This is a genomic window from Piscinibacter sp. HJYY11 (genome assembly GCF_016735515.1).
Classification (GTDB): Bacteria; Pseudomonadota; Gammaproteobacteria; order Burkholderiales; family Burkholderiaceae_C; genus Rhizobacter.
Genome location: NZ_JAERQZ010000001.1, coordinates 4,496,620 through 4,523,090, shown reverse-complemented (window position 1 = coordinate 4,523,090; position 26,471 = coordinate 4,496,620). Strand labels below are relative to the sequence as shown.

At 67.7% G+C, this 26,471-nt stretch carries 25 protein-coding genes; 9 read left to right on the top strand and 16 right to left on the bottom strand.

Features of this window, described 5'->3' with window-relative positions; genetic code table 11:
• Positions 1-16: 16 nt before the first annotated feature.
• Positions 17-931, bottom strand: coding sequence for an acetylglutamate kinase (argB, locus tag JI745_RS21225; protein ID WP_201811529.1), 915 nt, complete (start codon positions 929-931; stop codon positions 17-19).
• 116 nt (positions 932-1,047) lie between these two features.
• On the opposite strand from argB, the gene JI745_RS21220 reads away from it, so the two are divergent.
• On the top strand, positions 1,048-2,958 hold the full coding sequence (locus JI745_RS21220) for a hypothetical protein (RefSeq protein WP_236675078.1): 1,911 nt from the start codon (positions 1,048-1,050) through the stop codon (positions 2,956-2,958).
• 10 nt (positions 2,959-2,968) lie between these two features.
• Here JI745_RS21220 and JI745_RS21215 read toward each other — a convergent pair whose 3' ends face one another.
• From JI745_RS21215 to cyoA, 8 genes are all read right to left on the bottom strand, one after another.
• Positions 2,969-4,117, bottom strand: a complete 1,149-nt coding sequence (locus JI745_RS21215) for a zinc-binding dehydrogenase (RefSeq protein ID WP_201811525.1) — start codon at positions 4,115-4,117, stop codon at positions 2,969-2,971.
• Between the two features lie 97 nt (positions 4,118-4,214).
• Complete coding sequence (locus JI745_RS21210; RefSeq protein WP_201811522.1) at positions 4,215-4,766, bottom strand: response regulator transcription factor; 552 nt, start codon at positions 4,764-4,766, stop codon at positions 4,215-4,217.
• Positions 4,756-6,093, bottom strand: a complete 1,338-nt coding sequence (locus JI745_RS21205; protein WP_201811520.1) for an ATP-binding protein — start codon at positions 6,091-6,093, stop codon at positions 4,756-4,758. The genes JI745_RS21210 and JI745_RS21205 overlap by 11 nt, the downstream gene beginning before the upstream one ends.
• 11 nt (positions 6,094-6,104) lie before the next feature.
• On the bottom strand, positions 6,105-6,938 hold the full coding sequence (locus tag JI745_RS21200; protein WP_201811517.1) for an SURF1 family protein: 834 nt from the start codon (positions 6,936-6,938) through the stop codon (positions 6,105-6,107).
• Positions 6,935-7,357: a cytochrome o ubiquinol oxidase subunit IV gene (gene cyoD / locus JI745_RS21195; RefSeq protein ID WP_201811516.1), complete on the bottom strand. Its 423-nt coding sequence runs from the start codon at positions 7,355-7,357 to the stop codon at positions 6,935-6,937. The genes JI745_RS21200 and cyoD overlap by 4 nt, the downstream gene beginning before the upstream one ends.
• Complete coding sequence (cyoC, locus tag JI745_RS21190; RefSeq protein WP_236675387.1) at positions 7,354-7,986, bottom strand: cytochrome o ubiquinol oxidase subunit III; 633 nt, start codon at positions 7,984-7,986, stop codon at positions 7,354-7,356. The genes cyoD and cyoC overlap by 4 nt, the downstream gene beginning before the upstream one ends.
• Before the next feature lie 35 nt (positions 7,987-8,021).
• Complete coding sequence (cyoB, locus tag JI745_RS21185) at positions 8,022-10,037, bottom strand: cytochrome o ubiquinol oxidase subunit I (protein WP_201811513.1); 2,016 nt, start codon at positions 10,035-10,037, stop codon at positions 8,022-8,024.
• Positions 10,038-10,051: 14 nt separating this feature from the next.
• A complete protein-coding gene (cyoA, locus tag JI745_RS21180) occupies positions 10,052-11,044 on the bottom strand; it encodes a ubiquinol oxidase subunit II (protein WP_236675386.1) in 993 nt (330 codons plus the stop codon).
• Between the two features lie 295 nt (positions 11,045-11,339).
• Between cyoA and JI745_RS21175 the strand changes: the two genes are divergently transcribed.
• A complete protein-coding gene (locus JI745_RS21175) occupies positions 11,340-12,674 on the top strand; it encodes an MFS transporter (protein WP_201811509.1) in 1,335 nt (444 codons plus the stop codon).
• Positions 12,675-12,681: 7 nt separating this feature from the next.
• Here the strand turns inward: JI745_RS21175 and JI745_RS21170 are convergent, their stop codons facing one another.
• Positions 12,682-13,740: an RNA methyltransferase gene (locus tag JI745_RS21170; protein WP_201811507.1), complete on the bottom strand. Its 1,059-nt coding sequence runs from the start codon at positions 13,738-13,740 to the stop codon at positions 12,682-12,684.
• A 33-nt stretch (positions 13,741-13,773) separates the two neighbouring features.
• The gene (locus tag JI745_RS21165) at positions 13,774-15,771 is read right to left on the bottom strand and encodes an SDR family oxidoreductase (protein WP_201811505.1); all 1,998 of its coding nucleotides are present in this window, start codon (positions 15,769-15,771) and stop codon (positions 13,774-13,776) included.
• A 204-nt stretch (positions 15,772-15,975) separates the two neighbouring features.
• Here JI745_RS21165 and JI745_RS21160 point away from each other — a divergent pair, with 204 nt between their 5' ends.
• Complete coding sequence (locus JI745_RS21160) at positions 15,976-16,500, top strand: phasin family protein (protein WP_201811503.1); 525 nt, start codon at positions 15,976-15,978, stop codon at positions 16,498-16,500.
• A 64-nt stretch (positions 16,501-16,564) separates the two neighbouring features.
• Here the strand turns inward: JI745_RS21160 and JI745_RS21155 are convergent, their stop codons facing one another.
• Together JI745_RS21155 and JI745_RS21150 are read right to left on the bottom strand one after the other, a co-directional pair.
• Positions 16,565-17,122 carry a hypothetical protein gene (locus JI745_RS21155; protein WP_201811501.1) on the bottom strand — a complete coding sequence of 186 codons (558 nt, stop codon included), beginning with the start codon at positions 17,120-17,122 and terminating at the stop codon, positions 16,565-16,567.
• A gap of 117 nt (positions 17,123-17,239) precedes the next feature.
• A complete protein-coding gene (locus tag JI745_RS21150; protein WP_201811499.1) occupies positions 17,240-17,725 on the bottom strand; it encodes a YqaA family protein in 486 nt (161 codons plus the stop codon).
• A 108-nt stretch (positions 17,726-17,833) separates the two neighbouring features.
• Between JI745_RS21150 and dusB the strand changes: the two genes are divergently transcribed.
• Genes dusB through ruvC form a run of 6 tightly spaced genes read left to right on the top strand, consistent with a single transcriptional unit; the run spans position 17,834 to position 22,844 of the window.
• Positions 17,834-18,877 (top strand): tRNA dihydrouridine synthase DusB, encoded by a 1,044-nt coding sequence (gene dusB, locus JI745_RS21145; RefSeq protein WP_201811497.1) that lies wholly within the window; start codon positions 17,834-17,836, stop codon positions 18,875-18,877.
• The gene (locus JI745_RS21140; RefSeq protein ID WP_201811495.1) at positions 18,874-19,110 is read left to right on the top strand and encodes a Fis family transcriptional regulator; all 237 of its coding nucleotides are present in this window, start codon (positions 18,874-18,876) and stop codon (positions 19,108-19,110) included. The genes dusB and JI745_RS21140 overlap by 4 nt, the downstream gene beginning before the upstream one ends.
• 14 nt (positions 19,111-19,124) lie before the next feature.
• Positions 19,125-20,696, top strand: coding sequence for a bifunctional phosphoribosylaminoimidazolecarboxamide formyltransferase/IMP cyclohydrolase (purH, locus tag JI745_RS21135; protein ID WP_201811493.1), 1,572 nt, complete (start codon positions 19,125-19,127; stop codon positions 20,694-20,696).
• Positions 20,697-20,698: 2 nt separating this feature from the next.
• Complete coding sequence (locus JI745_RS21130) at positions 20,699-21,319, top strand: lysophospholipid acyltransferase family protein (protein ID WP_201811491.1); 621 nt, start codon at positions 20,699-20,701, stop codon at positions 21,317-21,319.
• Positions 21,319-22,299 carry a phosphatidate cytidylyltransferase gene (locus JI745_RS21125; RefSeq protein ID WP_236675077.1) on the top strand — a complete coding sequence of 327 codons (981 nt, stop codon included), beginning with the start codon at positions 21,319-21,321 and terminating at the stop codon, positions 22,297-22,299. Before JI745_RS21130 ends, JI745_RS21125 begins: the two co-directional genes overlap by 1 nt.
• A complete protein-coding gene (gene ruvC, locus JI745_RS21120) occupies positions 22,296-22,844 on the top strand; it encodes a crossover junction endodeoxyribonuclease RuvC (RefSeq protein ID WP_201811490.1) in 549 nt (182 codons plus the stop codon). Before JI745_RS21125 ends, ruvC begins: the two co-directional genes overlap by 4 nt.
• Here ruvC and JI745_RS21115 read toward each other — a convergent pair.
• Genes JI745_RS21115 through JI745_RS21105 form a run of 3 tightly spaced genes read right to left on the bottom strand, consistent with a single transcriptional unit; the run spans position 22,841 to position 26,465 of the window.
• Entirely contained in the window at positions 22,841-23,629 is a 789-nt protein-coding gene (locus JI745_RS21115; RefSeq protein ID WP_201811487.1) for an enoyl-CoA hydratase, read from the bottom strand. The genes ruvC and JI745_RS21115 overlap by 4 nt on opposite strands.
• Positions 23,626-24,726, bottom strand: coding sequence for a DUF3108 domain-containing protein (locus JI745_RS21110; RefSeq protein WP_201811485.1), 1,101 nt, complete (start codon positions 24,724-24,726; stop codon positions 23,626-23,628). Before JI745_RS21110 ends, JI745_RS21115 begins: the two co-directional genes overlap by 4 nt.
• Positions 24,711-26,465, bottom strand: coding sequence for a M61 family metallopeptidase (locus JI745_RS21105; protein WP_201811483.1), 1,755 nt, complete (start codon positions 26,463-26,465; stop codon positions 24,711-24,713). Before JI745_RS21105 ends, JI745_RS21110 begins: the two co-directional genes overlap by 16 nt.
• Positions 26,466-26,471 lie beyond the last annotated feature (6 nt).

Genomic DNA, 26,471 nt, shown 5'->3' with positions numbered 1-26,471 from the left:
TGGCGGCGGCTGAGGCTCAATGCGATCTGATCATCGTGCCGTACGCCTGCTCGGTCAGGATCTCCAGCAGCATCGCGTGCGGCACACGCCCGTCGATGATGTGCACGCTGTTCACCCCGTTCTTGGCCGCATCGAGCGCCGACTGGATCTTGGGCAGCATGCCGCCGCTGATGGTGCCGTCGGCAAACAGCTCGTCGATCTCGCGCGCCGACAGGTTGGTCAGCAGCTTGCCGTTCTTGTCGAGCACACCGGGGATGTTGGTGAGCATGATCAGCTTCTCGGCCTTCAGCACCTCGGCGAGCTTGCCGGCCACCACGTCGGCGTTGATGTTGTAGTTCTCGTTCTCGGAACCGAAGCCGAGCGGCGAGATGACGGGGATGAACTGGTCGTCCTGCAACGCCTTCACGACCGAGGGGTCGATCGACTCGATCTCGCCGACCTGGCCCACGTCGTGCACCTTGGTCGGATCCTTGTGGTCGATCATCTTGAGCTTGCGTGCGCGGATCAGCCCGCCGTCGCGCCCGGTCAGGCCCACGGCCTTGCCGCCGGCCACGTTGATGAGGCCGACGATGTCCTGCTGCACCTGGCCCGCGAGCACCCACTCGACGACTTCCATCGTCTCCTCGTCGGTCACGCGCATGCCCTGGATGAAGGTGCCCTTCTTGCCGATCTTCGCGAGCGCATCTTCGATCTGCGGGCCGCCGCCATGCACCACCACCGGGTTCAGGCCCACCAGCTTGAGCAGCACCACGTCTTCGGCGAAATCCTGCTGCAGCTCGGGGTCGGTCATCGCGTTGCCGCCGTACTTGATGACGATGGTCTTGCCGTGGAATTTGCGGATGTACGGCAGGGCCTGGGCCAGGATCTCCGCCTTGTCGCGCGGCGCGATGTTGGCCAGCTCGGCGGTGTGGGCGGGGGCAGCGGTGCTCATGGGCGGCGCGGGTGAAAGTTGGACGCGGCAAATTGTAGGGGCCGACCGTTTCACTGCGGCTGCAGCGCGCCGTCCTCCTACAGATGGAAAGGGCGATGGCTGCGACACTGCGCGCCATGTTCATGCCACGTCTTCCGTCACGCTGTGCGGCCATCACCTGTGCCGCCTGGCTTTGCGCCGGGGCATCGGCCCAGGAGCCGGCAGCCCCTGAGCCGCCGGCCGAGGCGGCGTCGGCCCCCACGCTGCCGGCCGACTCGACCGCGCCCGAGGCCGTGCCCGAGAGCAAGACGGGCCCGGTCGACAAGCTCAAGCAGCGCGTGGAAGACACGCTCGACTCGTGGGAGGAGTTCCTCAACGAACTGCTGGTCGACGCCCTCGGCCCCGACTACGAACGCCGCTACCGCGTCTTCGGCCAGAAGAAGACGGTGGACCTGGGCAAGCGCTGGACGCTCTCGCTCGACGAACGCCAGACCGGCCTGCTGAACAGCGCTGGCACCGGCATCCCGGCCGCCGGCCGGCCCTCGCGCACCTACGAGCTCACGCACGTGGGCAAGCGCAACGACGTGCGCTTCTACAACCAGCACGACGGCACCGGGCTGGAGAACGGCGGCTCCATCGGCACCACGCTGGGCCGCGGCTTCTCGCTGCAGACAAGCGGCCGCCGCCTGCACGACGACATGCTCAACATCGCCCGCACCGACGCGCAACTCGGCCTGCGCCACGGCCCGGGCGACCTGTGGGTCGAAGGCTTCGTGCGCCACGCAGAACTCGAAGACCGCGGCCTGCGCCAACCCTGGGTCGACCGCAAGCCGAAAGCCAACTTCGCCGGCGTGCAAGCGCAATGGGAGGCGGCCCCGGGCCTCGCCTTCAGCGCCCAGCACCAGCGCGCGATCAAGCCCGAGATGGCACCTGGCGACGAGCGGCTGGCCGACCCGCGCACCGAGTTCGGCGCCGACTACCGGCCCGGCGGGGCCTGGAGCGGCTCACGCGTGTACTGGCGAGAGTCGCCGCAGCTCGGGCTGCTCTCCTCGCAAGGCGTGGACGAGCGCACCACCTACAAGCGCGTGATCGGCGGCGAGATCCCCGAAGGCTCGAAGGACGGCATGGTCTATGCGCAGGTGCGCCACCAGAGCCTGGCGTCCGACAAGGACGCGCTGTTCGTGGTCGGCTGGCGGCACACGCACGAGCTGGCGCCGAAATGGCAATCGCATTCGCTGATCGAATCGGGCATCCCCGTGGCAGGCGATGCCTTGCGCTCGACACTCTTCGACTTGCGCATCCAGCACAACGACTTCCCGCGCCGCGCACTGGGCACCGAGCTGCAGGCCGTGCGCACGCCGGTGCGCAACAGCGATTTTGCAAGTGCCGATTTCACCCAGCGCCTGGGACGCGACACGCTCTTCGTCACACGTGCGAGCGCCACCGAGCTCAAGTCGAAGGATCCCGCCGAGATCCCCGTGATCTTTGGCGACGCCAGCGTGGGCCTGGGCTGGCAGGAGCCCGAAGAGCGCAAGTTCAGCACCTTCTGGCGCTACACCGCGCTGGCACGCGAGCCGCGACGGGACGGCGTGGTGCAACCCGGGGCAGCAAAGCGCCGCGCCCGCATCGTGTTCGGTGAAGTGGAGTACCAGCCCGTCGAGACGCTCGACCTGCTGCTGCGCGCCTCGCGCCGCTGGGACCGCGACCAATCGTTCCAGGGCGGCGCCCAGCGCATCACCGACCTCTACGTCCTGCGCCCGACCTACCAGCTCGACCGGCGCTGGCGCTTCGGCTTCCACGTCGCGCACTGGAAGGACGAGGTGCTGGGCGTGCAGCGCGGCTACGGCGCCGAGCTGGCCGTGCAGATGAAGCGCAAGGTCGTGCTGGCACTGGGCTACAACGCCAAGGGCATCGACGACGGCGAGCTCGCCGCCGACGACCGCCTCGGCAAGGGGTTCAAGTTGCGCCTCTACATCCCGACCGAGGCCACCCTCAACTACTGGCTGCGCTCCGCGCGGGGCGAAGCCAAGCCGGAAAACGTGCGCTGAACAGCCACACTCACAGCCCCTTCTGCGGCGTGATGAGGTACTTGGTGCCGGTCGCCTGCTTGCCGTAGGCGTTGATCGCCTCCAGCGACAGCGCCTCGACCAGCGACACCTCGCGTGTGTAGTGGCTGGCAAACGTCGTCTTGAGCTCTGCCGCCACACGCTCGCGCAGCTTCTGCGCATCGGCGAAACCGATCTTCTGCAGGAAGGGCGTCAAGAGCCAGCCGCCCACGCCCCACTGCATGCCGAAGCTGCGGTTGAGCTCCGTCGGGCCGCGGTCCAGGCCGCCGTAGATGTAGACCTGCTTGTAGACGTTGGAGCCGTAGCGGCTGTATTCCTTGGCGTTGGCGTTGGCCGCGGCTTCCATGCAGGTGAGCACCTGGCCCGCGAGCTTGCCGCCGCCGATGGCGTCGAAGCACAGCGTGGCGCCGGTCTCTATCAAGGCCTTGGTCAGGTCTTCCATGAAGGTCGGCGTGCTCGAGTCGACGATGTACTTGGCGCCGATCTTCTTCAGGATCTCGACCTGCTCGGGCTTGCGCACGATGTTGACGAGGGCGATGCCGTCCTTCTGGCAGATCTTGTTGAGCATCTGGCCGAGGTTCGACGCGGCAGCGGTGTGCACGAGCGCCTTGTGGCCTTCGCGGCGCATCACCTCGGTCATTGACAGCGAGGTAAGCGGGTTGACGAAGCACGAGGCGCCTTCGGCGGCCGTGGTGCCTTCCGGCAGCAGCAGGGCCTGCTTGGCCTTGACGGCGCGGTATTGGCCGTACATCGCGCCGCCGAGGATGGCAACCGTCTTGCCCAGCAGCGCCTGCGCCTCGGGTGACGAGCCGGCCTTCACCACCGTGCCGGCGCCCTCGTTGCCGACGGGCATCGACTCGTCGAGGCGGGCGGCCAGGCCACGCAGCATCTTCTCGGGGACCTGGGCGGTCACGACTGTGCTCGCGCCGGAGCCCGACACCTTGGCGGTCGACATGTCGGCCAGGCCGAAGAGCAGCGCCAGATCCGACGGGTTGATCGGCGTGGCTTCGACGCGGACGAGCACTTCATCGTCGGCGGGCTGCGGAACGGGCACGCTCTGCAGCGAAAGCTCGAGCTCGCCGCTCTTCTTGACGAGCGAGCGCAGTTGCAGCGCGGTGCTGGGGATGGTGGGGGTGCTCATGGCTGGTCTCCTCTGTGGCGCCAAGTCGGTACGGAAGGCGCAGTGTAGGAAGCACGATCGTGCGACGGTGTCGCCTACATGCCACCCGCGCGGAGGGCTATTTCACGCGCTGCTTTTCCAGCTTGCGGGCGAGCGTGCGCCGGTGCATGCCCAGCCGGCGGGCGGTTTCCGAGATGTTGAACCCGGTTTCGGCCAGGGTCTGGTGGATGCGCTCCCACTCCAGCGTCTTGATCGAGGTCGTGCGCTCGGTCAGCTCGACCTCCGCATCACCCTGCTTGCGCTCGAACGCGGCTTCGATGTCGTCGGTGTTGGCCGGCTTGGCAAGGTAGTGGCGTGCGCCGAGCTTGATGGCCTCGACCGCGGTGGCGATGCTGGCATAACCGGTGAGCACCACGATCACCGTGGTGGCGTCGTGCTCGTGCAGCAGCTGCACGCACGCGAGGCCCGAGGCACCACCGGCCAGCCGCAGGTCGACCACCGCGAACTCGGGCGTCTGCTCGGCCAGCAGCACCCGCACGTCGTCGAGGCTGGTCGCCCGCAGCACCTGGTAGCCGCGCCGCTCGAACGAGCGCACCAGCGTGCGCGCAAACGCATCGTCGTCCTCGACGATCAGCAGCAGCGGGTCGTGTGCGTTGTCCTCAGCGCTCATCGGCGGCATTGTCATCGGCCGGCGCCAGCGCCGCGAGCGGCAGGCGAATCTCCACTTCGGCGCCACCCTCGGGCCGGTTGCGCGCGCTGATGCGCCCACCCAGCGAGCGTGCCACGTTCACCGAGAGGAAGAGCCCCAGGCCGCCACCCGCCCTGCCCTTGCTCGACTGGTAGGGCTTGCCGAAGCGTTCGAGCATCGCCGGCGCAAAACCCGGGCCGTCGTCCTGCACCTGCAGCACCAGCTCGTCCTGCTCGCAGCGGGCCACGAGGCGCGGCGCCGACTGGGGTGCCGCCTCGAAGGCGTTGTCGAGCACGTTGTCGATCATCTGGCGCAGCGCAAAGTCGGAGATCACCGCCAGCTCGGGCACCTCCGAGCGCTCATAGGCCAGCCCCACTGCACCGCGCGTGCGGCGCCAGTGCGCCACCAGTTCGTCGAGAAAGGCATGCAGCGTGGTCTGCACCGGCGCTTCGCCGCGCACCTCGCCGGCCGACATCAGGATGCCGCTCACGATGGTCTTGCAGCGCTGGATCTGGATCTGCATCTCCTCGATCTCCTCGCGCAGCTCGGGCTCGGCAGCGAACGGCGCCATGCGCGACCAGTCGCCGAGGATCACCGACAGCGTGGCGAGCGGCGTGCCCAGCTCGTGCGCCGCGCCCGAGGCGAGCAGGCCCATGCGCACGATGTGCTCTTCTTCGGCGGCACGCTGGCGCAGGTCGGCCAGGCGCGCATCGCGCCGACGCAGGTTGCGCTCGATGCGCACGATGAAGATCACCAGCAGGCCTGCGTTCAGCAGAAAGCACAACAGCAGGCCGCCGATGTACGGCGCAGACAGCGCCGCGTCGTCGAGCCCGCTCATCTGCAGCGGCCGGTACCACTGCGTCAGCGCCACGAAACACAGGCTCGTGAAGCCGACGACCGTCCAGGTGTAGGTGGGCCGCAGCAGCACCGAGGCCACGGCCACCTGCAGCAGGTACAGGAAGATGAACGGGTTGGTGACGCCGCCGGCGTAGTAGAGCTGGGCGCTCAGGATCAGCACGTCGACCAGCAGCCCGCACAGCAGCTCGGTGTCGCTCACGCGCCCGGCCGTGCGGCTGCGCAGCCAGCAGGCGATGTTGAAGGCCGCGAGCGTGCCCAGCAGCGTGAGCATCTCGGGCAGCGGCAGCGCGATGCGCAGCACGAAGTGCACCACCAGGATGGTGGCCAGCTGGCCGGCCACCGCCAGCCAGCGCATCTGGATCAGCTGCAGCAGGTTGTTGCGGCCGGCGAGCTTCTCGGGGGCCTGGCCGGCGTCGGCCGGCGCCGTGCGGGCAGCGTTGTCGGCCGCCATGCCGGAAGGGCTCAGGCGTCCTGCCGCATCGCCGCGCGCCGGCGCGAGGCGCGGTACTCCGCCACCGCCGCGAAGGCGATCGCGGCCGCGACCATGCCGGCGAGCACGAACCAGGTCAGCGCGTAGATCAGGTGGTTGTTGCTGAAGTGCAGCACGGTGAGGCCGGGGCGCGGCCAGTCGAGCGGCGCGTCGTTGGCGGCGGCCACGTCGACGAAGTACGGCGCGACCGATTGCGCGCCGCCCACGCCGCGTGCGCTGGCGATCGCCACCACGTCGCGCGAGTACCAGCGGTTGGCGGCAGCGTCGTTGTCCTGCAGCACACGACCGCGCGGCTCCGACATGCGCAAGAGGCCCTCGGCCGTCTGCACCGCGTCACCTGCCGTCACCGGGCGGGTGGCGGGGTCGCGCTTGTCGGGCGGCACGAAGCCGCGGTTGACGAGCACCCAGAAGCCCTGCTCGGTGCGCATGGGCGTGAGCACCCAGTAGCCGCTGCCGAGTGCGGTGGTGGCCTGTACCAGCGTCTCCTTGTCGTGCGCGTACTGACCGCGCAGCGTGACGCGGCGGTACTCGGCGCTGGCCTCGGTCAGGCCGGACCACTCGGCCGGGCCGGGGGCGGCCACGGCGGGGGCCTTCACCCGCTGGTCGATGCGCTGGATGAGCTCGGTCTTCCAGGTGAGTCGGTTGATCTGCCACATGCCGAGCGCGACGAAGCCGGCCAGCGCGAAGAGCCCGGCGAGCAGCAGCGTGACCCAGAGCACCGGGCGGCCGGTGGCCGCGGTGCTGGTGTCGAGATCGTTGTCGTCCAGCGGGTCGACGGCCGGGGTCTGGAGGGAAGTCGTGGTCATGGCATGTTCCGCATGTCGTGCACCGGCATCATGTTCGCGTTCAGGTGGAACATCACCCAGATCGAACCGGCCAGCATGATGAGCACCAGCGCGGCGGTGAAGATCAGCGCGAGCATCGACCAGCCGCCTTCGATCTTCGCGTTCATGTGCAGGAAGTAGACCATGTGCACGACGATCTGCACCGCCGCGAAGCCGAGGATCACCGCCATGGTGAGGCCCTGCGTGGGCAGCACCTTGCCCATCACCAGCCAGAAGGGGATGGCGGTGAGCACCACCGACAGCAGGAAGCCGATCACGTAGCCCTTGGCGCTGAAGTGATAGCCGCCGTCGCCGTGATCGTGGCCGTGCGGCTCGCTGTGGCCGGGGTCGTGCGCGCCGTGGGCAAGCTCGGCGTGATGGCCGGTCTGTGCAGCGCTCATGGCATGACTCCCATCAGGTAGACGAAGGTGAAGACGCCGATCCAGACGACGTCCAGGAAGTGCCAGAACATCGACAGGCACATCAGCCGCCGCTGGTTCTCGGGGATGAGGCCGTGCTTGGCCACCTGCACCATCAGCGTCACCAGCCAGATGCAGCCGAAGGTGACGTGCAGGCCGTGCGTGCCGACGAGGGCGAAGAACGACGACAGGAAGGCGCTGCGCTGCGGGCCCGCGCCCTGGTGGATGAGGTGCGCGAACTCGTAGATCTCGATGCCGAGGAAGCCCAGGCCCAGGACGCCGGTGATGGCCAGCCAGCCCAGCACCTGGCCCTTGCGCTTGTGCTGCGCACCGATCATCGCGAAGCCGTAGGTGATGGACGACAGCAGCAGCAGCGCTGTGTTGATCGCGACCAGGTTGAGGTCGAACAGGTCGGCACCCGACGGGCCGGCCGCATAGGCGCGGCCCAGCACGGCGTAGGTGGCAAACAGCACCGCGAAGATGAGGCAGTCGCTCATCAGGTACAGCCAGAAGCCGAGCAGCGTGCCCTGCTGCGGGTGGTGGTCGCCGTTGTCGTAGAAGACCGGCGGCGCGTCGTTCAGCACGGCGGCCGGGCCTCCGGGGGTGGCCATGGCAGGTTGAAGGGTGGTCATGGTGGGAGTCGTGTTCAGGCCCGGGCCGCGCTCACGGCATTCAGCGCAAGCGTGCGCTGGTCCTCGCTGCGGGTCACTTCATCTGCAGGGATGTAGTAGTCGCGCTTGTAGTTGAAGGTGTGGAAGATCGCCGCGCCCACGGTGGCCACGAAGAGCAGGCCGGCCGGCAGCCACATGTGCCAGATCAGCGCAAAGCCGAGCGCCGTCGACAGGCCGGCGATCACGATGCCGGCCGCCGTGTTCTTGGGCATGTGGATGGGCTTGAAGCCGGAGGTCGGGCGCTGGTGGCCGCGGCGCTTCATGTCGTGCCAGGCGTCGTTGTCGTGCACGACCGGCGTGAACGCGAAGTTGTAGGCCGGTGGCGGCGAAGAGGTCGACCACTCGAGCGTGCGGCCGTCCCACGGGTCGCCCGTCACGTCGCGCAGCTGCTCACGCCGCAGGTAGCTCACCACGAGCTGGATCAGGAACGCGGCAATGCCGATCGCGATGAGCACCGCGCCGAGCGCCGCCACCTGGAACCAGATCTGCAGCGAGGGGTCGTCGAAATGGCTCATGCGGCGCGTGACGCCCATCAGCCCCAGCACGTACAGCGGCATGAAGGCGACGAAGAAGCCGATCTGCCAGAACCAGAACGACACCTTGCCCCAGAACGGGTCGAGCTTGTAGCCGAAGGCCTTCGGGTACCAGAACACGATGCCGGCGAAGAGGCCGAACAGCACGCCGCCGATGATCACGTTGTGGAAGTGCGCGATCAGGAAGAGGCTGTTGTGCAGCACGAAGTCGGCCGGCGGCACCGCCAGCAGCACACCCGTCATGCCACCGATCACGAAGGTGACCATGAAGCCGACCGTCCACAGCATCGGCACGTCGAACTGGATGCGGCCGCGGTACATGGTGAAGAGCCAGTTGAAGATCTTCGCGCCGGTCGGGATCGAGATGATCATCGTCGTGATGCCGAAGAACGAGTTGACGCTCGCCCCCGAGCCCATCGTGAAGAAGTGGTGCAGCCACACGAGGTACGACAGGATGGTGATCACGACGGTGGCGTAGACCATCGACGCGTAGCCGAAGAGGCGCTTGCGGCTGAAGGTGGAGACCACCTCCGAGAAGATGCCGAAGCACGGCAGGATCAGGATGTAGACCTCGGGGTGGCCCCAGATCCAGATCAGGTTCACGTACATCATGGCGTTGCCGCCGAGGTCGTTCGTGAAGAAGTTCGTGCCGACGTAGCGGTCGAGCGTGAGCAGCGCGAGCACCGCCGTCAGCACCGGGAAGGCGGCGACGATCAGGATGTTGGTGCAGAGCGAGGTCCAGGTGAACACCGGCATCTTCATCATCGACATGCCGGGCGCGCGCATCTTGATGATCGTGGCAATCAGGTTGATGCCCGAGAGCGTGGTGCCCACCCCCGCCACCTGCAATGACCACAGGTAGTAGTCGACGCCCACCCCGGGGCTCGCGAGGATGCCCGACAGCGGCGGGTAGGCCAGCCAGCCGGTGCGTGCGAACTCGCCGAGGAATAGCGAGCACATGATGAGCACCGCGCCGCCGGCGGTCATCCAGAAGCTGAAGTTGTTGAGGAAGGGGAAGGCCACGTCGCGCGCGCCGATCTGCAGCGGCACGATGTAGTTCATGAAGCCGGTGACCAGCGGCATCGCCACGAAGAAGATCATGATCACGCCGTGGGCGGTGAAGATCTGGTCGTAGTGGTGCGGGTTGAGGTAGCCGACGTTGTCGCCGAAGGCGATGGCCTGCTGCAGCCGCATCATGAGCGCGTCGGCGAAGCCGCGCAGCAGCATCACCAGGCCCAGCACGATGTACATGATGCCGATCTTCTTGTGGTCGATGCTGGTGAGCCAGTCGCGCCACAGCGGGCCCCAGACGCGGTAGCGCGTCATCAGGACGAGCATCACCGAGCCCCCCAGCACCACCATCGCGAAGGTGGCCCAGATGATCGGGTCGTGCGGGATCGCGTCGGGGCCGAGGCGGCCGAAGACGAGTGTTTGCAGGTTGAGGGAAGCGGTAGACATATCGGCGGGCCGGCTCAGCGGCGCATCACGGCGAGCTCACCACCGTCCTGCAGGACGGGCGAGCCGGTCGGGTTGTCGGGGGTGCAGAGCGCGGTGGCGACGTACAGGCGCTCGCCTTCGCGCCAGGGCTTGCGCTCGAGGTAGGCCAGGCCTTGCCTGCCCATGCCGCCGGCGGCGTCGATGGCCATCATCTCGTTCATGCACATCTTGGCGGTGTCGACACAGCGGTTGAGCACGGCATCAAACAGCTTCGGGTCTACACGGCCATAGCGGCGCACCGGCTCCTTCGCGCTCGGCTGCTCGAGCTTCAGGTAGACGGCGCGGGTGAGCTCGTCGTTCGTGGCCTTGTGGCTCTCGACCCAGCGTGCGAAGCCGGTGTCCGACAGGCCGTGGAACTTGAAGCGCATGTGCGAGAAGCCATCGCCGCTGAAGTTGGCCGAGAAGCCGTCATAGACGCCGGCGCGGTTGATCACCGCGTGCAGCTTGGTTTCCATGCCCGGCATCGCGTAGATCTGGCCGGCGAGCGCGGGGATGTAGAAGGAGTTCATCACCGTCGACGAGGTGATGCGGAACTGGATCGGCCGGTCGACCGGCGCGGCCAGCTCGTTGACGGTGGCGATGCCCTGCTCGGGGTAGAGGAAGAGCCACTTCCAGTCGAGCGCGACCACCTGCACCACCAGCGGCTTGGCCTTCGGGTCCTGCGGGTCGATGGGGCGTTGCGCGTCGATGCGCTGCAACGGGCGCCACGGGTCGAGCTTGTGCGTGCTGATCCAGGTGAGCGCCCCCAGGGCGATGATGATCAGGAGCGGCGCGCCCCAGATCACGAGCTCGAGCTTGGTGGAGTGGTCCCACTCGGGGTCGTAGGTCGCTTCGGTGTTGGTCTCGCGGTAGCGCCACGCGAAGAGCAGCGTGAGCAGGATCACCGGGATGATGATGATGAGCATTAGCACCGTCGACGAGACGATGAGGTCGGCCTGCTGAGAGGCGATGTCGCCCGAAGGGTTCATCACCACGGTGTCGCAGCCGGCCAGCAAGGCGGCGGGCGCCAGCCAGCCAAGGGCACGGCCCGAGCGCAGTCGGCGGTTCTTCAGGAGAGGCACAGGTGTCGTAGGCACGGTGTCGAAGGGGCTCGTGGGGCGCAGGGGAAACCACACTTGCGCACGTGAAGCCGCAATGTAGACAGATTGACCCAGATCAACCATTGGACAATTTGTCCCACCCCTCTGGCGAGAGGAACACCTCTGCCATCCCGGGCTTGGGTGGCGTATCCTCGTTCGCACCTCTGTCCTGCCTTGCCGCCCGATGTCGAGCACCGCCCACCCCGCCCTCCCCACCCACCGGACCAGCAGCATCCATCACGCGCCGGGCAGCACACAGCACGAGCGCGTGGCGCCGGGCGACATCGCCGTCGGCGTGGTGATCGGCCGGGCGTCCGAGTATTTCGACTTCTTCGTCTACGGCATCGCCTCGGCGCTGGTCTTCCCGGCGGTGTTCTTCCCCTTTGCCGGCCGGCTGGAGGGCATCCTCTACGCCTTTGCGCTCTTCGCGTTTGCGTTCGTCGTTCGCCCGATCGGCACGCTGGCGGGCATGGAGATCCAGCGCCGCTTCGGCCGCAGCACCAAGCTCACCGTCGCGCTCTTCCTGCTGGGCACGTCCACCGTCAGCATGGCGCTGCTGCCCGGTTACGACACCTGGGGCGACCTCGCGATCGTGCTGCTGGCCGTGTGCCGCATCGGCCAGGGCCTGGCGATGGGCGCTTCGTGGGACGGCCTGCCCTCGCTGCTGGCGCTCAACTCGCCCAGGCACCGCCGCGGCTGGTACGCGATGCTCGCGCAGCTGGGCGCACCGCTCGGCTTCCTGATCGCCTGCAGCCTCTTCGCCTACCTGTGGAAGAACCTCGACGCTGCCGACTTCCTCACCTGGGGCTGGCGCTACCCGTTCTACGCCGCGTTCGCGATCAACGTGGTGGCGCTCTTTGCGCGCCTGCGCCTGGTCGTCACCCACGAGTACGAGCGTGACCTCAACGCCCGCGAGCTCGAGCCCTGCAACGAAGGCGAGCTCTTCCGCAAGCAGGGCCGGCACATCGTGATCGGCGCCTTCGCGGCGCTCGCCAGTTATGCGCTCTTCCACATCGTGACGGTGTTCCCGCTGTCGTGGATCCTGCTGTACTCCGACCAGGTGACGGGCGAATTCCTCGCGGTGCAGATCGTGGGCGCGGTGCTGGCCGCGCTGGCCATGCCCGTCTCCGGCCTGATCGCCGACCGCATCGGCCGCCGCCGCACGCTGGCGCTGCTGGCGGTGCTGATCGCCGTCTTCAGCCTCTTCGCGCCGCTGCTGCTCGATGGCGGCGCCTTGGGGCAGGACCTCTTCATCCTCGTCGGCTTCGTGCTGATGGGCCTGTCGTACGGCCAGGCGGCCGGTGCCGTCACGGCCAACTTCGCGTCGAAGTTCCGCTACACCGGCGCGGCGCTCACCTCAGACCTGGCCTGGCTGGTGGGCGCGGCCTTCGCGCCGCTGGTGGCGCTGGGCTTCTCGGCCCGCTTCGGGCTGGGCGCGGTGACGGTCTACCTGCTGTCGGGCTGCGTGTGCACGCTGTTGGCCCTGCGTGCGAGCCGCTCGCTCGCGGCGCGCGACTGACTCAGCGTCAATTCGAGACGGGCCGCACCGGCACCACACGCCGCTGCCGGGGGGCCACCGGTTCTTCCGTCGCGCTGATGCGCGCGCGCAGCTGGCCACAGCCGCCGTCGACGTCCTGTCCCGCCGAGTGGCGCAGCTTGGTCAGCACGCCGCGCTGGTGCAGGCGGCGCGCGAGGGAGGCGGCCTTCTCCCATGAGGGCCGCTGGTAGGGCAACCCGTCGATCTGGTTGTACGGGATCATGTTCATCACTGCGTACTTGCCCTTGAGCAGGCGCACGATGCCGTCGAGCTCGTCGTCGTTGTCGTTGATGCCCTCCAGCAGCGTCCACTGGTACTGGATCGGGTAGTGCGTGAGGCGGGCGTAGCGCTCGCCCTCTTCCACCAGGTCAGCCGGGTCGATGCGCGGGGCGCGCGGCAGCAGCTCGGCGCGCAGCTCGGGTTTCGTGGAGTGCAGCGAGAGCGCGAGCGCCGGTTTCACCGTCTGCAGCGGCAGCTGCTCGAAGACGCGCTCGTCGCCCACGGTCGAGAACACCAGCTCCTTGTGGCCGATGTTGCCGCCGGTGCCGAGCAGGTCGATCGCTTCGAGCACGTTGTCGAGGTTGTGGGCGGGCTCGCCCATGCCCATGAAAACCACCTTCTTCACCACGCGGCGGGTGCGGGCGAGGGCGACCTGGGCCACGATCTCGGCGCTGCCGAGCTGGCGCAGCAGGCCGCTCTGGCCAGTCATGCAGAAGACGCAGCCGACGGCGCAGCCCACTTGGGTGGAGACGCACAGGCCGTCGCGCGGGAGAAGCACGCTCTCGACCGTCTGCCCGTCAGCGAGTTCCACCAGCAACCGCGATGATCCGTCTTCGCCAACGTGCTCGGCCCGCAGGCGGGCCAGGCCTTGCAGCTCTTCGCTCAGCGCTGGCAGCGCCTCGCGCACGCGCTGCGGCATGAAGTCTTCCAGCCGGCGCTTGCCGCTGTCTTGCGGCTGAGCCTGCGACCACAGCCGAAGCACACGTGCGGTGTGCTTCGGGCCGGCCCCGAGGGCGGCGAGTCGTTGACGGATGTCGGCAAGGCGCATGCGGCGATTGTCGCCGCGCCCGGCTGCTTCAACTCAGAAGTGGATGCCCCGCATCATCTGCTGCAGCGCCACCGCCTCCGGCGAGAGCGTCGGCTTCCCACTCTTGTCGCCCTTGGCCGCAGAACTGTCGGGGAACATCCGGAAGCTCGTGTTCATCACGATCTGCGCCACCCGCGGCAAGAGCGCATGCAGCACCTCCCCGGTGATGCCCAGGCGAGTCGCAATCCGCACCGGCTTGTCCACGCAGGCCTCGGCAATCATGTCCGCCGCCTCTTCGGGCGCCAGCGTCGGCACGTTGTTGTAGATCTTGGTCGGCGCGATCATCGGTGTGCGCACCAGCGGCATGTTGATCGTGGTGAAGGTGATGCCGGTGTCGGCGTACTCGCTCGACGCACAGCGCGTCCAGGCATCGAGTGCTGCCTTGCTCGCCACATAGGCCGAGAAGCGCGGCGCATTCGTCAGCACGCCAATGGAGCTGATGTTGACGATATGGCCCTTCTTCTTCGCCACCATGCCGGGCAGCAGCCCCATGGTCACGCGCAGGCAGCCGAAATAGTTGAGCTGCATCGTGCGCTCGAAGTCATGGAAGCGGTCGTAGCTGCTCTCGATCGCGCGGCGGATGGAGCGGCCCGCGTTGTTGATGAGGAAGTCGACCCCGCCATAGGTGTCGGTCAGCCAGGTGATGAGGCCGGCGCAGCTGGCTTCATCGGCGATGTCGGCCGAGTAGGTGGCCACGTTGGCACCTTTGCCGGCTGCGGCCATGATCTCCTTCTTCGCCTCCGCCAGCTTGGCCTCGTCACGCGCACAGATGATGGTGATGGCCCCGGCCTCGGCGAACTTGATCGCCGCCGCCAGCCCGATGCCCGACGAGCCGCCCGTCACCAGCACCACCTTGCCGCCCACCGTGCCGCGCAGGCTGCGGTCGACGAAGAGCGCCGGGTCGAGGTGGCGCTCCCAGTAGTCCCACACGCGCCAGGCGTAGTCGGGCAGCTTCGGGCAGGCGATCCCGCTTCCCTTGAGCGCCGCGAGCGTGTCGCGGCAGTCGAAGCGAGTGGGGTAGTTGATGAAGGTGAAGATGTCTTCGGGCAGGCCCAGGTCCTTCATCACCGCGTTGCGCACGCGGCGCACCGGCGCAATGGCCATCAGGCCCTTCTTCACGCCCTTGGGGATGAAGCCCAGCAGCGCCGCATTGATGAAGAGGTTCATCTTCGGTGCGTGCGCGGCCTTGCTGAAGGTGTCGAGCACGTCACCCACGCGGTAGCCCTCGGGGTCGACGAGGTGGAAGCACTTCTTGTCGAGCTCGGCCTTGCTGTGGCTGATGTGGTCGAGCGCGCTCACCACGAAGTCGACCGGCACGATGTTGATGCGCCCGCCCTCCAAGCCGATGCTCGGCATCCACGGCGGCAGCAGCTGACGCATGCGCTGGATGAGCTTGAAGAAGTAGTACGGCCCGTCGATCTTGTCCATCTCGCCGGTCTGCGAGTCGCCGACCACGAGCGCGGGGCGGTAGACCGTCCAGGGCACCTTGCTCTCGGTGCGCACGATCTTCTCGCTCTCGTGCTTGGTCATGAAATACGGGTGGTCGAGGTTCTCGGCCTCGTCGAACATGTCTTCGCGGAACACGCCTTCGTAGAGGCCTGCCGCGGCGATGCTGCTCACGTGGTGCAGGTGGCCGGCGTCGATGGCCTTCGCGAACTCGACCAGGTTGCGCGTGCCGTCGATGTTGACCTGCACCTGCGCTTCTTCATCGGCCTTGAGGTCGTACACCGCCGCGAGGTGGTAGACGTGGTCGATGTGGCCCTTGAGCTTCTTGATCACGTCGGCCGAGACGCCCAGCTTCTTGGCGGTCAGGTCGCCATACACCGGCACGGCGCGGCCTTCTGGCGCGCCCCAGTACTCGAGCAGCGCCTGGAGCTTGCTCTCGCTGCCCTCGCGCAGCAGGAAGTGCACGGTCGCACCGCGTCGCTGCAGCAAGGTCTTGACGAGGCGTTTGCCGATGAACCCGGTGGCTCCGGTCACGAAATACTGCATGCGTTCCTCCTGTGGATGACGGGCGAATTCTTGTCCAAAGGCAAGCGCATGCCCTGCGAAGTTTCCCGAGCCTCGACGCCGATGGCGCTTGGGGGCTCTCACTAGAGAAAGCAGGTGCCATGCGCCGCGCTCGCTCCTATAGTGGCGCCTCGTGCCGCGACGGCGCACCGTCTTTCTTCATCCACCACTCACAGGAACGAGACCATGGTCAAGAAACTCAAGCAGATGGCCGACAAGAAGGCCGCGTCGCCCGCAAGCCTGCTCGACAGCCAGTTCGCCGCCACGGTGAAGGACTCGGCCCAGCAGATCTGGCTCGCCGGCCTGGGCGCCTTTTCCAAGGCGCAGGAAGAAGGCGGCAAGGTCTTCGAGGCGCTGGTGAAGGAAGGCGTGACGCTTCAGAAGAAGACGCAGAGCGTTGCCGAAGGCAAGCTCAACGAGATGGCCAGCAAGATGACCGGCATGGCCGGCGAAGTGACCACCAAGGCCGGCCAGCACTGGGACAAGCTCGAGTCGATCTTCGAGGAGCGCACCGCCAAGGCGCTGGCCAAGCTGGGCGTGCCGAGCGCGAAGGACGTGGAAGCGCTCCACAAGCGCATCGACGAGCTGAGCGCGCAGCTGGCCAAGGCCGGCAAGGCCCCGGCGGCGCCCCGCACGAGCGCCACCAAGACGACGGCGACGAAGACGGCCGCCAAGCCGGCCGCCAAGAAGGCCGCCCGCAAGACGGCCTGAACACGCTGCAGCAACGACAAAGGGCGCCTCGGCGCCCTTTGTCTTTTCCGCGGCGGCGTTGCCGTCAGCGCCCGCCGGTCAGCGAGGTTTCCCAGCGTGCCCGCGCTTCCATGAAGACGGAGACGCTGGCTTCGTTCACCTGCAGCCGGCTGTTGTCGAAGTCGGTCGACTTCTTCGAGGAGGTGCCGCGCACGTCGATGCGGCCCGGCTTGGCCATCGCGGCCTTGATCTGCGCACGCAGGGCAGCGATGCCCGCTTCGGACCAGTCCGACACCAGCATCTCGAGCTGCGACAAGGCCTTGCCGAGCACATCGGCCGGCACGTCCTCCAGCGCGTGCAGGCCACCGTGCCCGAGCGCCTGCTCCACCACGCTCAGGTGCGCCAGCACCGAGCGCGAAGCCCCGTGCTGGTCGAGCACCACCTTCAGGGCCTTGAGCATGTGCGACACGTTCGCGGCGTTCTTGCCGGGGGCCTTGCCGCTCTTGCCGCTGCGGCGCGAGCCGGCCTTGCCGAGCACCTGGGTCAAGCTGGGCGGCGCGGCCTCGGACTTCTGGAACAGGCTCTTGAGCCGATCGAACCAGTTCATGCGTCTGGCGCGAGGCTGCGGGGACTTGATGGGCATGGAGACCTCTTGGTCAAGGGCGACCGTTTCATCGTGCCATGCACAAGCCACGCCGATACGACGCCATGCCGGCGAAGCGTCGACTTTCTGACAAATCGCGCGCCGCCGAACCCTCGCTCACCCGCCGTACTGCCCCGGCCACATCCACAGCAGCACCGCCGTCATCACGAGGTAGCGCCCGAACTTGCCGATCGCCATGTAGAGCACACACGGCCAAAACGGCAGCCGCATCCAACCGGCCACGCCACACAGCGGGTCTCCAAAGAGAGGCAGCCACGACATCAGGCAGGCCTTGGCACCGAACTGGCGCAGCCACGTGAGCACTCGCGCTTCGCGTGGCTCATGGTGTGCCACCTTCTCGTAGGCACGCTCCGCGCCATAGCCCATCCAGTAGGTGACCATGCCGCCAAGCGTGTTGCCGGCAGTGGCCACCAACACCGCGGGCCAGAAGAGCTCGGGGTTGAGTTTCACGAGCCCGAACACGGCGGGCTCGGAGCCCACGGGGAGCAAGGTCGCGGAGATGAAGGCAACGATGAAGACGGTGCTCAACCCGAACTGGGGCAATGCCAACAGAGACAACAACGACTCGATCCAGGCTTCCATCCCACGCATTATCTAGAGCGGGTTTTGGACACAAAGCCTGTAGGTTTCAGGGCTTATACTCTGCCTCCTTTTTGAGCAGCCCGGCCGACTCTTCATCTCTTCTCACCCATGCAGATCGGCCACATCCACCTCGCGAACAACCTGTTCGCCGCCCCGATGGCGGGCGTGACCGATCGGCCGTTCCGCCAGCTGTGCAAGCGGCTGGGCGCAGGCTACGCGGTGAGCGAGATGGTCACCTCGCGCCGCGACCTGTGGACGAGCCTCAAGACCTCGCGCCGCGCCAACCATGACGGCGAGGTCGCACCGATCGCGGTGCAGATCGCGGGCACCGAGCCGCAGATGATGGCCGAGGCCGCGGCCTACAACATCGACCGTGGCGCGCAGATCATCGACATCAACATGGGCTGCCCGGCCAAGAAGGTGTGCACGAAGTGGGCGGGCTCCGCGCTGATGCAGGACGAGCCGCTCGCCACGGCGATCATCGAAGCGGTGGTCGCCGCGTGTGCACCGCACAAGGTGCCGGTCACGCTGAAGATGCGCACCGGCTGGTGCCAGGCCGAGCGCAATGCCGTGCGGCTTGCACGCGTGGCTGAATCGGCCGGCGTTGCGATGGTCACAGTGCACGGCCGCACGCGCGAGCAAGGCTATGGCGGCCATGCCGAGTACGACACCATCGCGGCGGTGAAGGCCGCGGTCGACATTCCGGTCGTGGCCAATGGCGACATCGACAGTCCCGAGAAGGCACGCGACGTGCTCGCCGTGACGAAGGCCGACGCGATCATGGTCGGCCGCGCCGCACAGGGCCGGCCGTGGATCTTCCGCGAGATCGCGCACTTCCTCGAGACCGGCGAGCACCTGCCGGCGCCCGAGGTGCTGCAGGCCAAGACCTGGCTGCTCGAGCACCTGCACGAGCATTACGACCTCTACGGCGAATACACCGGCGTGCGCACCGCCCGCAAGCACATCGGCTGGGCCGTGCGCGCGCTGCCAGGCGGCGAAGACTTCCGCGCTTTCATGAACAAGCTGGAAACCTGCGACACGCAGGTCCAGGCGGTGACCGACTGGTTCGACCAGCTCGCCGACAAGCACCCACGGCTGCCGGCCACGAGCCACGCAGCAGACGACGACCTCCTCATCGAACAAGAAGCATGAGCAAAAAACACATAGAAGAGTGCGTGAGGGACAGCCTCGAGGCCTATTTCAAGGACCTGCGCGGCGTGGAGCCCACCGCCATGTACGACATGATCCTCAAGGTGGTTGAGAAGCCGTTGCTCGACGTGGTGATGAAACACGCCGACGGCAACCAGAGCCGCGCCGCCGAATGGCTGGGCATCAACCGCAACACGCTGCGGCGCAAGCTGCTCGACCACAAGCTCGTTAAATAAAGAAGACGCCTCTCATGCAAGCCCTGATTTCCGTTTCCGACAAGACCGGCGTGCTCGACTTCGCACGCGAGCTGAACGCGCTCGGCGTGAAGCTGCTCTCGACCGGCGGCACCGCCAAGCTGCTGGCCGACGCCGGCCTGCCCGTGACCGAGGTGGCCGACCACACCGGCTTTCCCGAGATGCTCGACGGTCGCGTGAAGACCCTGCACCCGACCATCCACGGCGGCCTGCTGGCCCGCCGCGACCTGCCCGAGCACGTGGCCGCGATCCAGAAGCACAACATCGCGCCGATCGACATCCTCTGCGTCAACCTCTACCCCTTCGAAGCCACCGTCGCCAAGCCCGGCTGCACGCTGGAAGACGCGATCGAGAACATCGACATCGGCGGCCCGGCCATGGTGCGTTCCGCTGCCAAGAACTGGAAGGACGTGGCGGTGCTCACCGATGCGTCGCAGTACGCGCAGGTGATCGCCGAGCTGAAGGCGAACAAGAGCGTGAGCAAGGAAACGAAGTTCGCCTTGTCGGTGGCGGCGTTCAACCGCATCTCGAACTACGACGCCGCGATCAGCGACTACCTGTCGTCGCTGCAGCCCGACGGCTCGCGCGCCGAGTACCCGGCGCAGAGCAACGGCCGCTTCGTCAAGCTGCAGGACCTGCGCTATGGCGAGAACCCGCACCAGACCGCCGCCTACTACCGTGACCTGAACCCAGCGCCCGGCTCGCTCGTGACCGGCAAGCAGCTGCAGGGCAAGGAGCTCTCGTACAACAACATCGCCGATGCCGATGCGGCATGGGAATGCGTGAAGTCATTCGACACGCCCGCCTGCGTGATCGTCAAGCACGCGAACCCCTGCGGCGTGGCCCTCGGCGCCAACGCGGCCGAGGCCTATGCCAAGGCCTTGAAGACCGATCCGACCTCGGCCTTTGGCGGCATCATCGCCTTCAACACGGAGGTGGATGCGTCGACCGCCGAGCACGCCACGAAATTGTTCATGGAAGTGCTGATCGCCCCGTCGTTCACGCAGGATGCACTCAACATCTTCGCCGTCAAGAAGAACGTGCGCGTGCTGCAGATCGCCTTGCCGAAGGGCGGCACCACCGCGTGGGAGCAAGGCCGCAATGCGCAGGACGTGAAGCGCATCGGTTCGGGCCTCCTGATCCAGAGCGCCGACAACCATGAGCTCAAGCTCTCCGACCTGAAGGTCGTCACCAAGACCCAGCCCACCAAGCAGCAGCTCGAAGACATGCTCTTCGCCTGGACGGTGGGCAAGTACGTGAAGAGCAACGCCATCGTCTTCTGCGCTGGCGGCATGACGCTCGGCGTGGGTGCCGGCCAGATGAGCCGGCTCGACTCGGCGCGCATCGCCGGCATCAAGGCCGAGGCCGCGGGCCTGTCGTTGAAGGGCTCGGCCGTCGCGAGCGACGCCTTCTTCCCGTTCCGCGACACGCTGGATGAGCTGGTGAAGGCCGGCGCGACCAGCGTGATCCACCCGGGCGGCAGCGTGCGCGACGAGGAAGTGATCGGCGCTGCAAACGAACATGGCATCGCCATGGTCCTGACGGGCGTGCGCCACTTCCGTCACTGAGCATGACGCTGCCCGAACTGGCAGGCCTGATCCTCGCCTTTCTCGCCCGTCTCATCACGGGCGCGCAAGGCCACTGGTACGGCAGCCCGCCCAAGGCCGAGCAGCGCATCTACTTCGCCAACCACCAGAGCCACTTCGACTGGGTGCTGATCTGGGCCTCGCTGCCGCGCGACCTGCGGGCGGTGACCCGGCCCATCGCGGCGCGCGACTACTGGACCTCCTCGCCGCTCAAGCACTGGATCACGCGCGAGATCTTCAACGCGGTCTATGTGAGCCGCGTGCGCACCGCTGACGAAGACCCGCTGGAGCCGCTGGTCGAGGCGCTGAAGAACGGCGACTCGCTGGTCATCTTCCCCGAGGGCACGCGCGGCAACAAGGGCGAGCCGCAGGCCTTCAAGGCAGGCCTGTTCCACCTGGCCGCGCAGTTCCCCGAGGTGCAGCTGATCCCGACCTGGATCGACAACGTGCAGCGCGTCATGCCCAAGGGCGAAGTGGTGCCGGTGCCCATCCTGTGCTCGGTGACCTTCGGCGCGCCGCTGCAGCTGCAGCCGGGTGAAGACAAGCGCGCCTTCCTCGCCCGCGCACGCGAGGCGGTGATGGCCTTGGCCAAGGTGGCGTCGTGATGGGCTCGAGCATCGGCCAGTGGCTCAGGGGCCTCACGATCTCGCAGCAGATCGGGCTGCTCTTCGTCATCGTCTTCGGCATCCTGTCGTTTGCCACCGCGGTGGCCTTCATGAAGTCGCTGCAGGCCACGCCCGACAAGCAGGAAGCCACCGATGCGATGTGGCGCGACATGCGCGCGCTGTGGGTCGGCACGCTGCTGTTCTGGATCTCGTGGGCCACCGGCGCCGTCGTCTCGACGCTGCTCTTCGCCATCATCTCGTTCCTGGCGCTGCGCGAGTTCATCACGCTTACGCACACGCGCCGCGGCGACCACCGCGCGTTGCTGATGGCCTTCTTCTTCGTGCTGCCGGTGCAGTACTGGCTGGCCGGCGGGCGATTCTTCGACCTCTTCAGCGTGTTCATCCCGGTGTACGCGTTCGCCGCGCTGCCGATCCTGGCCGTGTTCGGCAACGACGCCACGCGCTTCCTCGAGCGCACCGCCAAGATCCAGTGGGGCACGATGGTGTGCGTGTACGGCATGAGCCATGCACCCGCGCTGCTGCTCCTCGAGTTCCCCAACTACGAGGACCGGGGCGCCTTCCTGGTGCTCTACCTCGTGGTGGTGGTCGTCACCGCGCAGATCGCGCAGCACACGGTCAAGCGCCGCATCCGCACGCTGCCGGCCGCGCGCCACATCAGCCGCACCTTCTCGTGGCGGGCCTGGGCGCTCGGCGCGCTGGCCGCGGGCCTGGTCGGCGGGCTGCTGTACTGGATCACGCCGTTCAAGGCACCGCAGGCGATCTTCATCGGCTTCGTCGCGGGCGGCTGCGGCACGCTGGGCGAGCTGGTGATGCAGGCGCTCAAGCGCGATGCCGGCGTGCGCCACTGGGGTGGCCGTGCCACGGTGACGGGCGCGGTCGGCCTGCTCGACCGGGTCGCGCCGCTTTGTTTCGCCGCACCTGTTTTCTTCCACTCGCTTCGCTGGTACTTTGGCGCATGAGGATTCTGGGCATCGACCCCGCCCTGCGCACCACCGGCTTCGGCGTGATCGATGTCGAGGGCAGCACGCTGCACTACGTGGCCAGCGGCACCATCAAGACCGACGCCGTCGCCGTGGGCGACCTGCCCGGCCGCCTGAAGGTCATCTACGACGGCGTGCGCGAGGTGGCCTCGCGCTATGAGCCGACCTGCGCGTCGATCGAGATCGTGTTCGTCAACGTCAACCCGCAGAGCACGCTGTTGCTCGGGCAGGCGCGTGGCGCGGCGATCACCGGCCTCGTGTCGTGCAACATCGAGGTGTCGGAGTACACCGCACTGCAGATGAAGAAGGCCATCGTCGGCGCGGGCCATGCGCGCAAGGAGCAGATCCAGGAAATGGTGAAGCGCCTGCTCAAGCTGCCCGGCCTGCCGGGCAAGGACGCGGCCGATGCACTGGGCCTCGCGGTGTGCCACGCGCATGCGGCGCGTTCGTTCTCGGCCATTGAAAAGGCCACCGCCCGCACGCGCAGCACGCGAGGGCAGTTCAAGGGCGGGCGAAGCTTCTAGCGTTGCTTGAACTCAGGCTTGCGCTTGTGCAAGAAAGCGTCCATGCCTTCCTTCTGGTCCTCAGTGGCAAAAAGCGAGTGGAAGACCCGGCGCTCGAAGGTGACGCCGTCCGACAGCGGCGACTCGTAGGCGCGGTTCACGCACTCCTTGGCCATCATCACGCTCGGGCCGCTGAATTCGCAGATGGTCTGCGCGGCGGCGAGCGCCACGTCGAGGAGCTCGGCCGCCGGCACCACGCGGGAGACGAGCCCGGCGCGCTCGGCTTCGGCCGCGTCCATCATGCGGCCGGTGAGCACCAGGTCCATCGCCTTGGCCTTGCCCACCGCACGCGGCAGGCGCTGCGTGCCGCCGGCGCCGGGGATGATGCCGAGCTTGATCTCGGGCTGGCCGAACTTCGCGGTGTCGGCCGCGATGACGATGTCGCACATCATCGCGAGCTCGCAGCCGCCACCGAGCGCAAAGCCGGCCACCGCGGCGATCACGGGCTTGCGGATGCTGCGGATGGTCTCCCAGTTGCGGGTGATGTAGTCGGACTTGTAGACGTCCATGTAGCCCCACGTCGCCATCGCACTGATGTCGGCGCCGGCGGCGAAGGCCTTTTCGCTGCCGGTGACGACGATGCAGCCCACGCTGTCGTCGGCCTCGTAGGCCTTGAGGGCAGTGCCCAGCTCGTTCATCAGCGCGTCGTTGAGGGCGTTGAGCTGCTTGGGGCGGTGCAGCGTGATGAGGCCCGTTTTCAGGGCACCGCTGCCGTGCAGCTCGGTGAGGATGTTCTCGAAGGTCATGGTGGTGTTCGCGTGGAGGGGTCGGGGGCGGCCAGTTCGGGGCGCCGGTCGAGCATCAGATCGACGTAGTTCTCGGCGTCCTGGCGGATCACAAAGCGTATCGGCAAATGGCGCAGCTGCGGCGCAATCCAGAGCTCGGTGACCAGGTCTCCGCCGACCCGCGGCTCGCGGCGCGGCTTCAAGTGGTAGGACGGCACCTCGCCGAAGGGCGTGTGGAGCAACTCTTCCTTCACCACGTCGTAGACCCACGCCGACACGTTGCGCGGCATCGCCAGCACCACCTCGACCACCGCGCCCACGCGCAGGCGCTGCGGCTCGCGGTCGAAGAGGTAGGCGAGCTGCACGAACTGGCTGGCGGTGTCCTGCACGCCGGGGAGCTGCACCATCGAGTTGCCGTTGGACATCCACACCCGGCTGCCGTCGAAGCGCACGATGGCGCGATAGGGCCCGTCGAAGGCGAGGCGCGTCTCCTGCTCATAGCGATGCGGAAGCAGGCCGTCGGGCGTGATCTCGCCTTCGCTGCTCATGCGGCGCGAGGCGATGGGCGCGAAGCTCGGGCCGACCTGCACGTCCAGGTGCACCTGGTAGCGCGGGCCGGCGCGGATCCACTCCACCTGCGCCTGGCCGTGCACCTCGCCGCGCACGTGGCCGGTGAGCAGGTAGCGCAGGCGGGTGGAGACCGGCCACTCGAAGGCGGCTGGTGCGCTGGACGCCAGCTCAGGGGCGGACGCCGCGGCCACCACGGCCGGCTCGGGAGCGGTCACCTCGACAACCGAAGATGGCGAGGAAGCGGGTTCGGCAGCCGGAAGCGGTGCCGACGCCGCAGGCTCGGGCGCCGCAGGCGCCGGTGCCGGGGTGCGCCGCTGCGCCGGCGCCGCCTGCGCCACGGCGCGTGGTGCCGGCGCCGTGAAGGGCATCTCGCGCACGTAGGCGACTTCGATGCGCTGCACCTCGGGCGGCGACGACAGGTCGAATGCCGCGGCCTGCTCGGCCATCCACCCGGCCACACCGACGTGGGCCCAGCTCACCAGCAGCAGCAACCCCAGCGCCGCCCATGCACGCGGCGCCGCGAGCCGCTGTGTCAGGCGGTGAGCCATGCGCGCCGCAGCGCCATGGCCGCCGGCGGGGTCTTGTCGGCGCCGGCCAGGGTGAGCGACACCGCGCCGGCCTCGGGCGCAGGCGGCAGCGAGAGGGTGAGCGTGCGCAGCCGCTGGTCGCGCGAGACCAGCAGCTGCACGCTGCGCGCATCGGCCATGAGGCGCGGCAGCTCGTCGAGGCGTCGCAGGCGCCAGCTGTCCGCACCCAGCACCTCGTCGCCAGCGGCCAGGCCGGCCGCTTCGCCGGCGCCCCCGCGCAGCACATGCGTGACCTTGATGCCGGTGAGCGCACTCTCCGACACACGCAGGCCCAGGCGCTGCGCGACGGTGGGCGCCTGCTGGCTCCAGTCGACACCGGCGCGGGCCAGCTGCAGGCGCCACGCCGGGTCGTCGGTGCCATGCACCCAGGCCTTCAATTCCTTCTCGTACGAACGGCCGCCGACCTGCGCCAAGGCTGCCGCGATGTCGGCCTCGCTCACCGGCCCGCCCTCGCTGCGCTCCCACAGCAGGCGCATCACGTCGTCGAGCGAGCCGCGGCCTTCGTGGCGCAGCGTGAGGTCGAGCGCGAGCGCGACCAGCGAGCCCTTGGTGTAGTAGCTGATGGTGCTGTTGGGCGTGTTCTCGTCGGTGCGGTAGTACTTCACCCAGGCATCGAAGCTCGCCTGCGCCACGCTCTGCACCTGCCGGCCCGGCATGCCGAGCACGCCCGAGAGTGTCTTGGCCACGAGCTTCAGGTAGCGCGGCTCGTCGATGAGGCCGGCGCGCAGCAGCAGCAGGTCGTCGTAGTAGGAGGTGAAGCCTTCGAAGAACCACAGCAGCTCGGTGTAGTTCTCCTGCGTGTAGTCGTAGCGGGTGAACTCGCTCGGCCGCAGGCGCTTCACGTTCCAGGTGTGGAAGTACTCGTGGCTGATGAGCCCGAGCAGCGTGACGTAGCCATCGCTCAGGTCCTTCGACTCGCGGCGGCTGCGCTGCGGCAGGTCGCGCCGCGAGGCGATCAATGCGGTGCTGGCACGGTGCTCGAGGCCGCCGTAGCCATCGTCGACCGCGTTGAGCATGAAGACATAGCGCTTGAAGAAGGTCTTCTTCTTGCCGTGCCAGAAGGCGATGGCGGTCTCGCAGATGCGGCGCGCATCGGCCAGCAGTCGCTCGCCGTCGAAGTCGGGCAAGGCACCGGCGACGATGAACTCGTGCGGCACCCCGGCCGCCTTGAACTCGCCGCGCCAGAAGTCGCCCAGCTCGACCGGGTGGTCGACGAGCTCGTCGTAGTCGGCCGCTTCGTACGTGCCCTGGCCGCGCCCATCGATCTTGACGCTCGGCAGCGCAGTGCCCGCCTTCCAGCCCTTGGGCAGGGCCTTGATCTCCATGCGCTGCGGCTCGGCCTCGCGGCCGTGCACGCGCACGAAGACGCTGGTGCCGTTGAAGAACGCTCGCTGCGCATCGAGGTAGGCGGCGCGCACCGACGGGTCGAACGCGTAGACCTGGTAGCTGAGCGTCAGTGCTGCACGGCCGGTGCAGCGGGCCACCCACGTCGCCTTGTCGAGCTGCTGCAGCGGCAGCGCACGATCGCCCTGCCGGGCTGACAGGCCCGACAGGTGGCGCGCGAACTCGCGCACCAGGTAGCTGCCGGGAATCCACGCCGGCAGGCTGAAGTGCTGCTCGGCAGCCGGCTGCGGGATGGTGACGGTGACGGCGAAAAGGTGGGCGTGCGCGTCGGCGATCTCGATGCGGTAGGTGACCATCGATCG

Excerpts from the sequence above, each read along its gene's own strand:
- argB (WP_201811529.1), bottom strand. The coding sequence starts at position 931 with ATGAGCACCGCTGCCCCCGCCCACACCGCCGAGCTGGCCAACATCGCG.
- JI745_RS21220 (WP_236675078.1), top strand. The coding sequence starts at position 1,048 with ATGTTCATGCCACGTCTTCCGTCACGCTGTGCGGCCATCACCTGTGCC.
- JI745_RS21215 (WP_201811525.1), bottom strand. The coding sequence starts at position 4,117 with ATGAGCACCCCCACCATCCCCAGCACCGCGCTGCAACTGCGCTCGCTC.
- JI745_RS21210 (WP_201811522.1), bottom strand. The coding sequence starts at position 4,766 with ATGAGCGCTGAGGACAACGCACACGACCCGCTGCTGCTGATCGTCGAG.
- JI745_RS21205 (WP_201811520.1), bottom strand. The coding sequence starts at position 6,093 with ATGGCGGCCGACAACGCTGCCCGCACGGCGCCGGCCGACGCCGGCCAG.
- JI745_RS21200 (WP_201811517.1), bottom strand. The coding sequence starts at position 6,938 with ATGACCACGACTTCCCTCCAGACCCCGGCCGTCGACCCGCTGGACGAC.
- cyoD (WP_201811516.1), bottom strand. The coding sequence starts at position 7,357 with ATGAGCGCTGCACAGACCGGCCATCACGCCGAGCTTGCCCACGGCGCG.
- cyoC (WP_236675387.1), bottom strand. The coding sequence starts at position 7,986 with ATGGCCACCCCCGGAGGCCCGGCCGCCGTGCTGAACGACGCGCCGCCG.
- cyoB (WP_201811513.1), bottom strand. The coding sequence starts at position 10,037 with ATGTCTACCGCTTCCCTCAACCTGCAAACACTCGTCTTCGGCCGCCTC.
- cyoA (WP_236675386.1), bottom strand. The coding sequence starts at position 11,044 with ATGAACCCTTCGGGCGACATCGCCTCTCAGCAGGCCGACCTCATCGTC.
- JI745_RS21175 (WP_201811509.1), top strand. The coding sequence starts at position 11,340 with ATGTCGAGCACCGCCCACCCCGCCCTCCCCACCCACCGGACCAGCAGC.
- JI745_RS21170 (WP_201811507.1), bottom strand. The coding sequence starts at position 13,740 with ATGCGCCTTGCCGACATCCGTCAACGACTCGCCGCCCTCGGGGCCGGC.
- JI745_RS21165 (WP_201811505.1), bottom strand. The coding sequence starts at position 15,771 with ATGCAGTATTTCGTGACCGGAGCCACCGGGTTCATCGGCAAACGCCTC.
- JI745_RS21160 (WP_201811503.1), top strand. The coding sequence starts at position 15,976 with ATGGTCAAGAAACTCAAGCAGATGGCCGACAAGAAGGCCGCGTCGCCC.
- JI745_RS21155 (WP_201811501.1), bottom strand. The coding sequence starts at position 17,122 with ATGCCCATCAAGTCCCCGCAGCCTCGCGCCAGACGCATGAACTGGTTC.
- JI745_RS21150 (WP_201811499.1), bottom strand. The coding sequence starts at position 17,725 with ATGGAAGCCTGGATCGAGTCGTTGTTGTCTCTGTTGGCATTGCCCCAG.
- dusB (WP_201811497.1), top strand. The coding sequence starts at position 17,834 with ATGCAGATCGGCCACATCCACCTCGCGAACAACCTGTTCGCCGCCCCG.
- JI745_RS21140 (WP_201811495.1), top strand. The coding sequence starts at position 18,874 with ATGAGCAAAAAACACATAGAAGAGTGCGTGAGGGACAGCCTCGAGGCC.
- purH (WP_201811493.1), top strand. The coding sequence starts at position 19,125 with ATGCAAGCCCTGATTTCCGTTTCCGACAAGACCGGCGTGCTCGACTTC.
- JI745_RS21130 (WP_201811491.1), top strand. The coding sequence starts at position 20,699 with ATGACGCTGCCCGAACTGGCAGGCCTGATCCTCGCCTTTCTCGCCCGT.
- JI745_RS21125 (WP_236675077.1), top strand. The coding sequence starts at position 21,319 with ATGGGCTCGAGCATCGGCCAGTGGCTCAGGGGCCTCACGATCTCGCAG.
- ruvC (WP_201811490.1), top strand. The coding sequence starts at position 22,296 with ATGAGGATTCTGGGCATCGACCCCGCCCTGCGCACCACCGGCTTCGGC.
- JI745_RS21115 (WP_201811487.1), bottom strand. The coding sequence starts at position 23,629 with ATGACCTTCGAGAACATCCTCACCGAGCTGCACGGCAGCGGTGCCCTG.
- JI745_RS21110 (WP_201811485.1), bottom strand. The coding sequence starts at position 24,726 with ATGGCTCACCGCCTGACACAGCGGCTCGCGGCGCCGCGTGCATGGGCG.
- JI745_RS21105 (WP_201811483.1), bottom strand. The coding sequence starts at position 26,465 with ATGGTCACCTACCGCATCGAGATCGCCGACGCGCACGCCCACCTTTTC.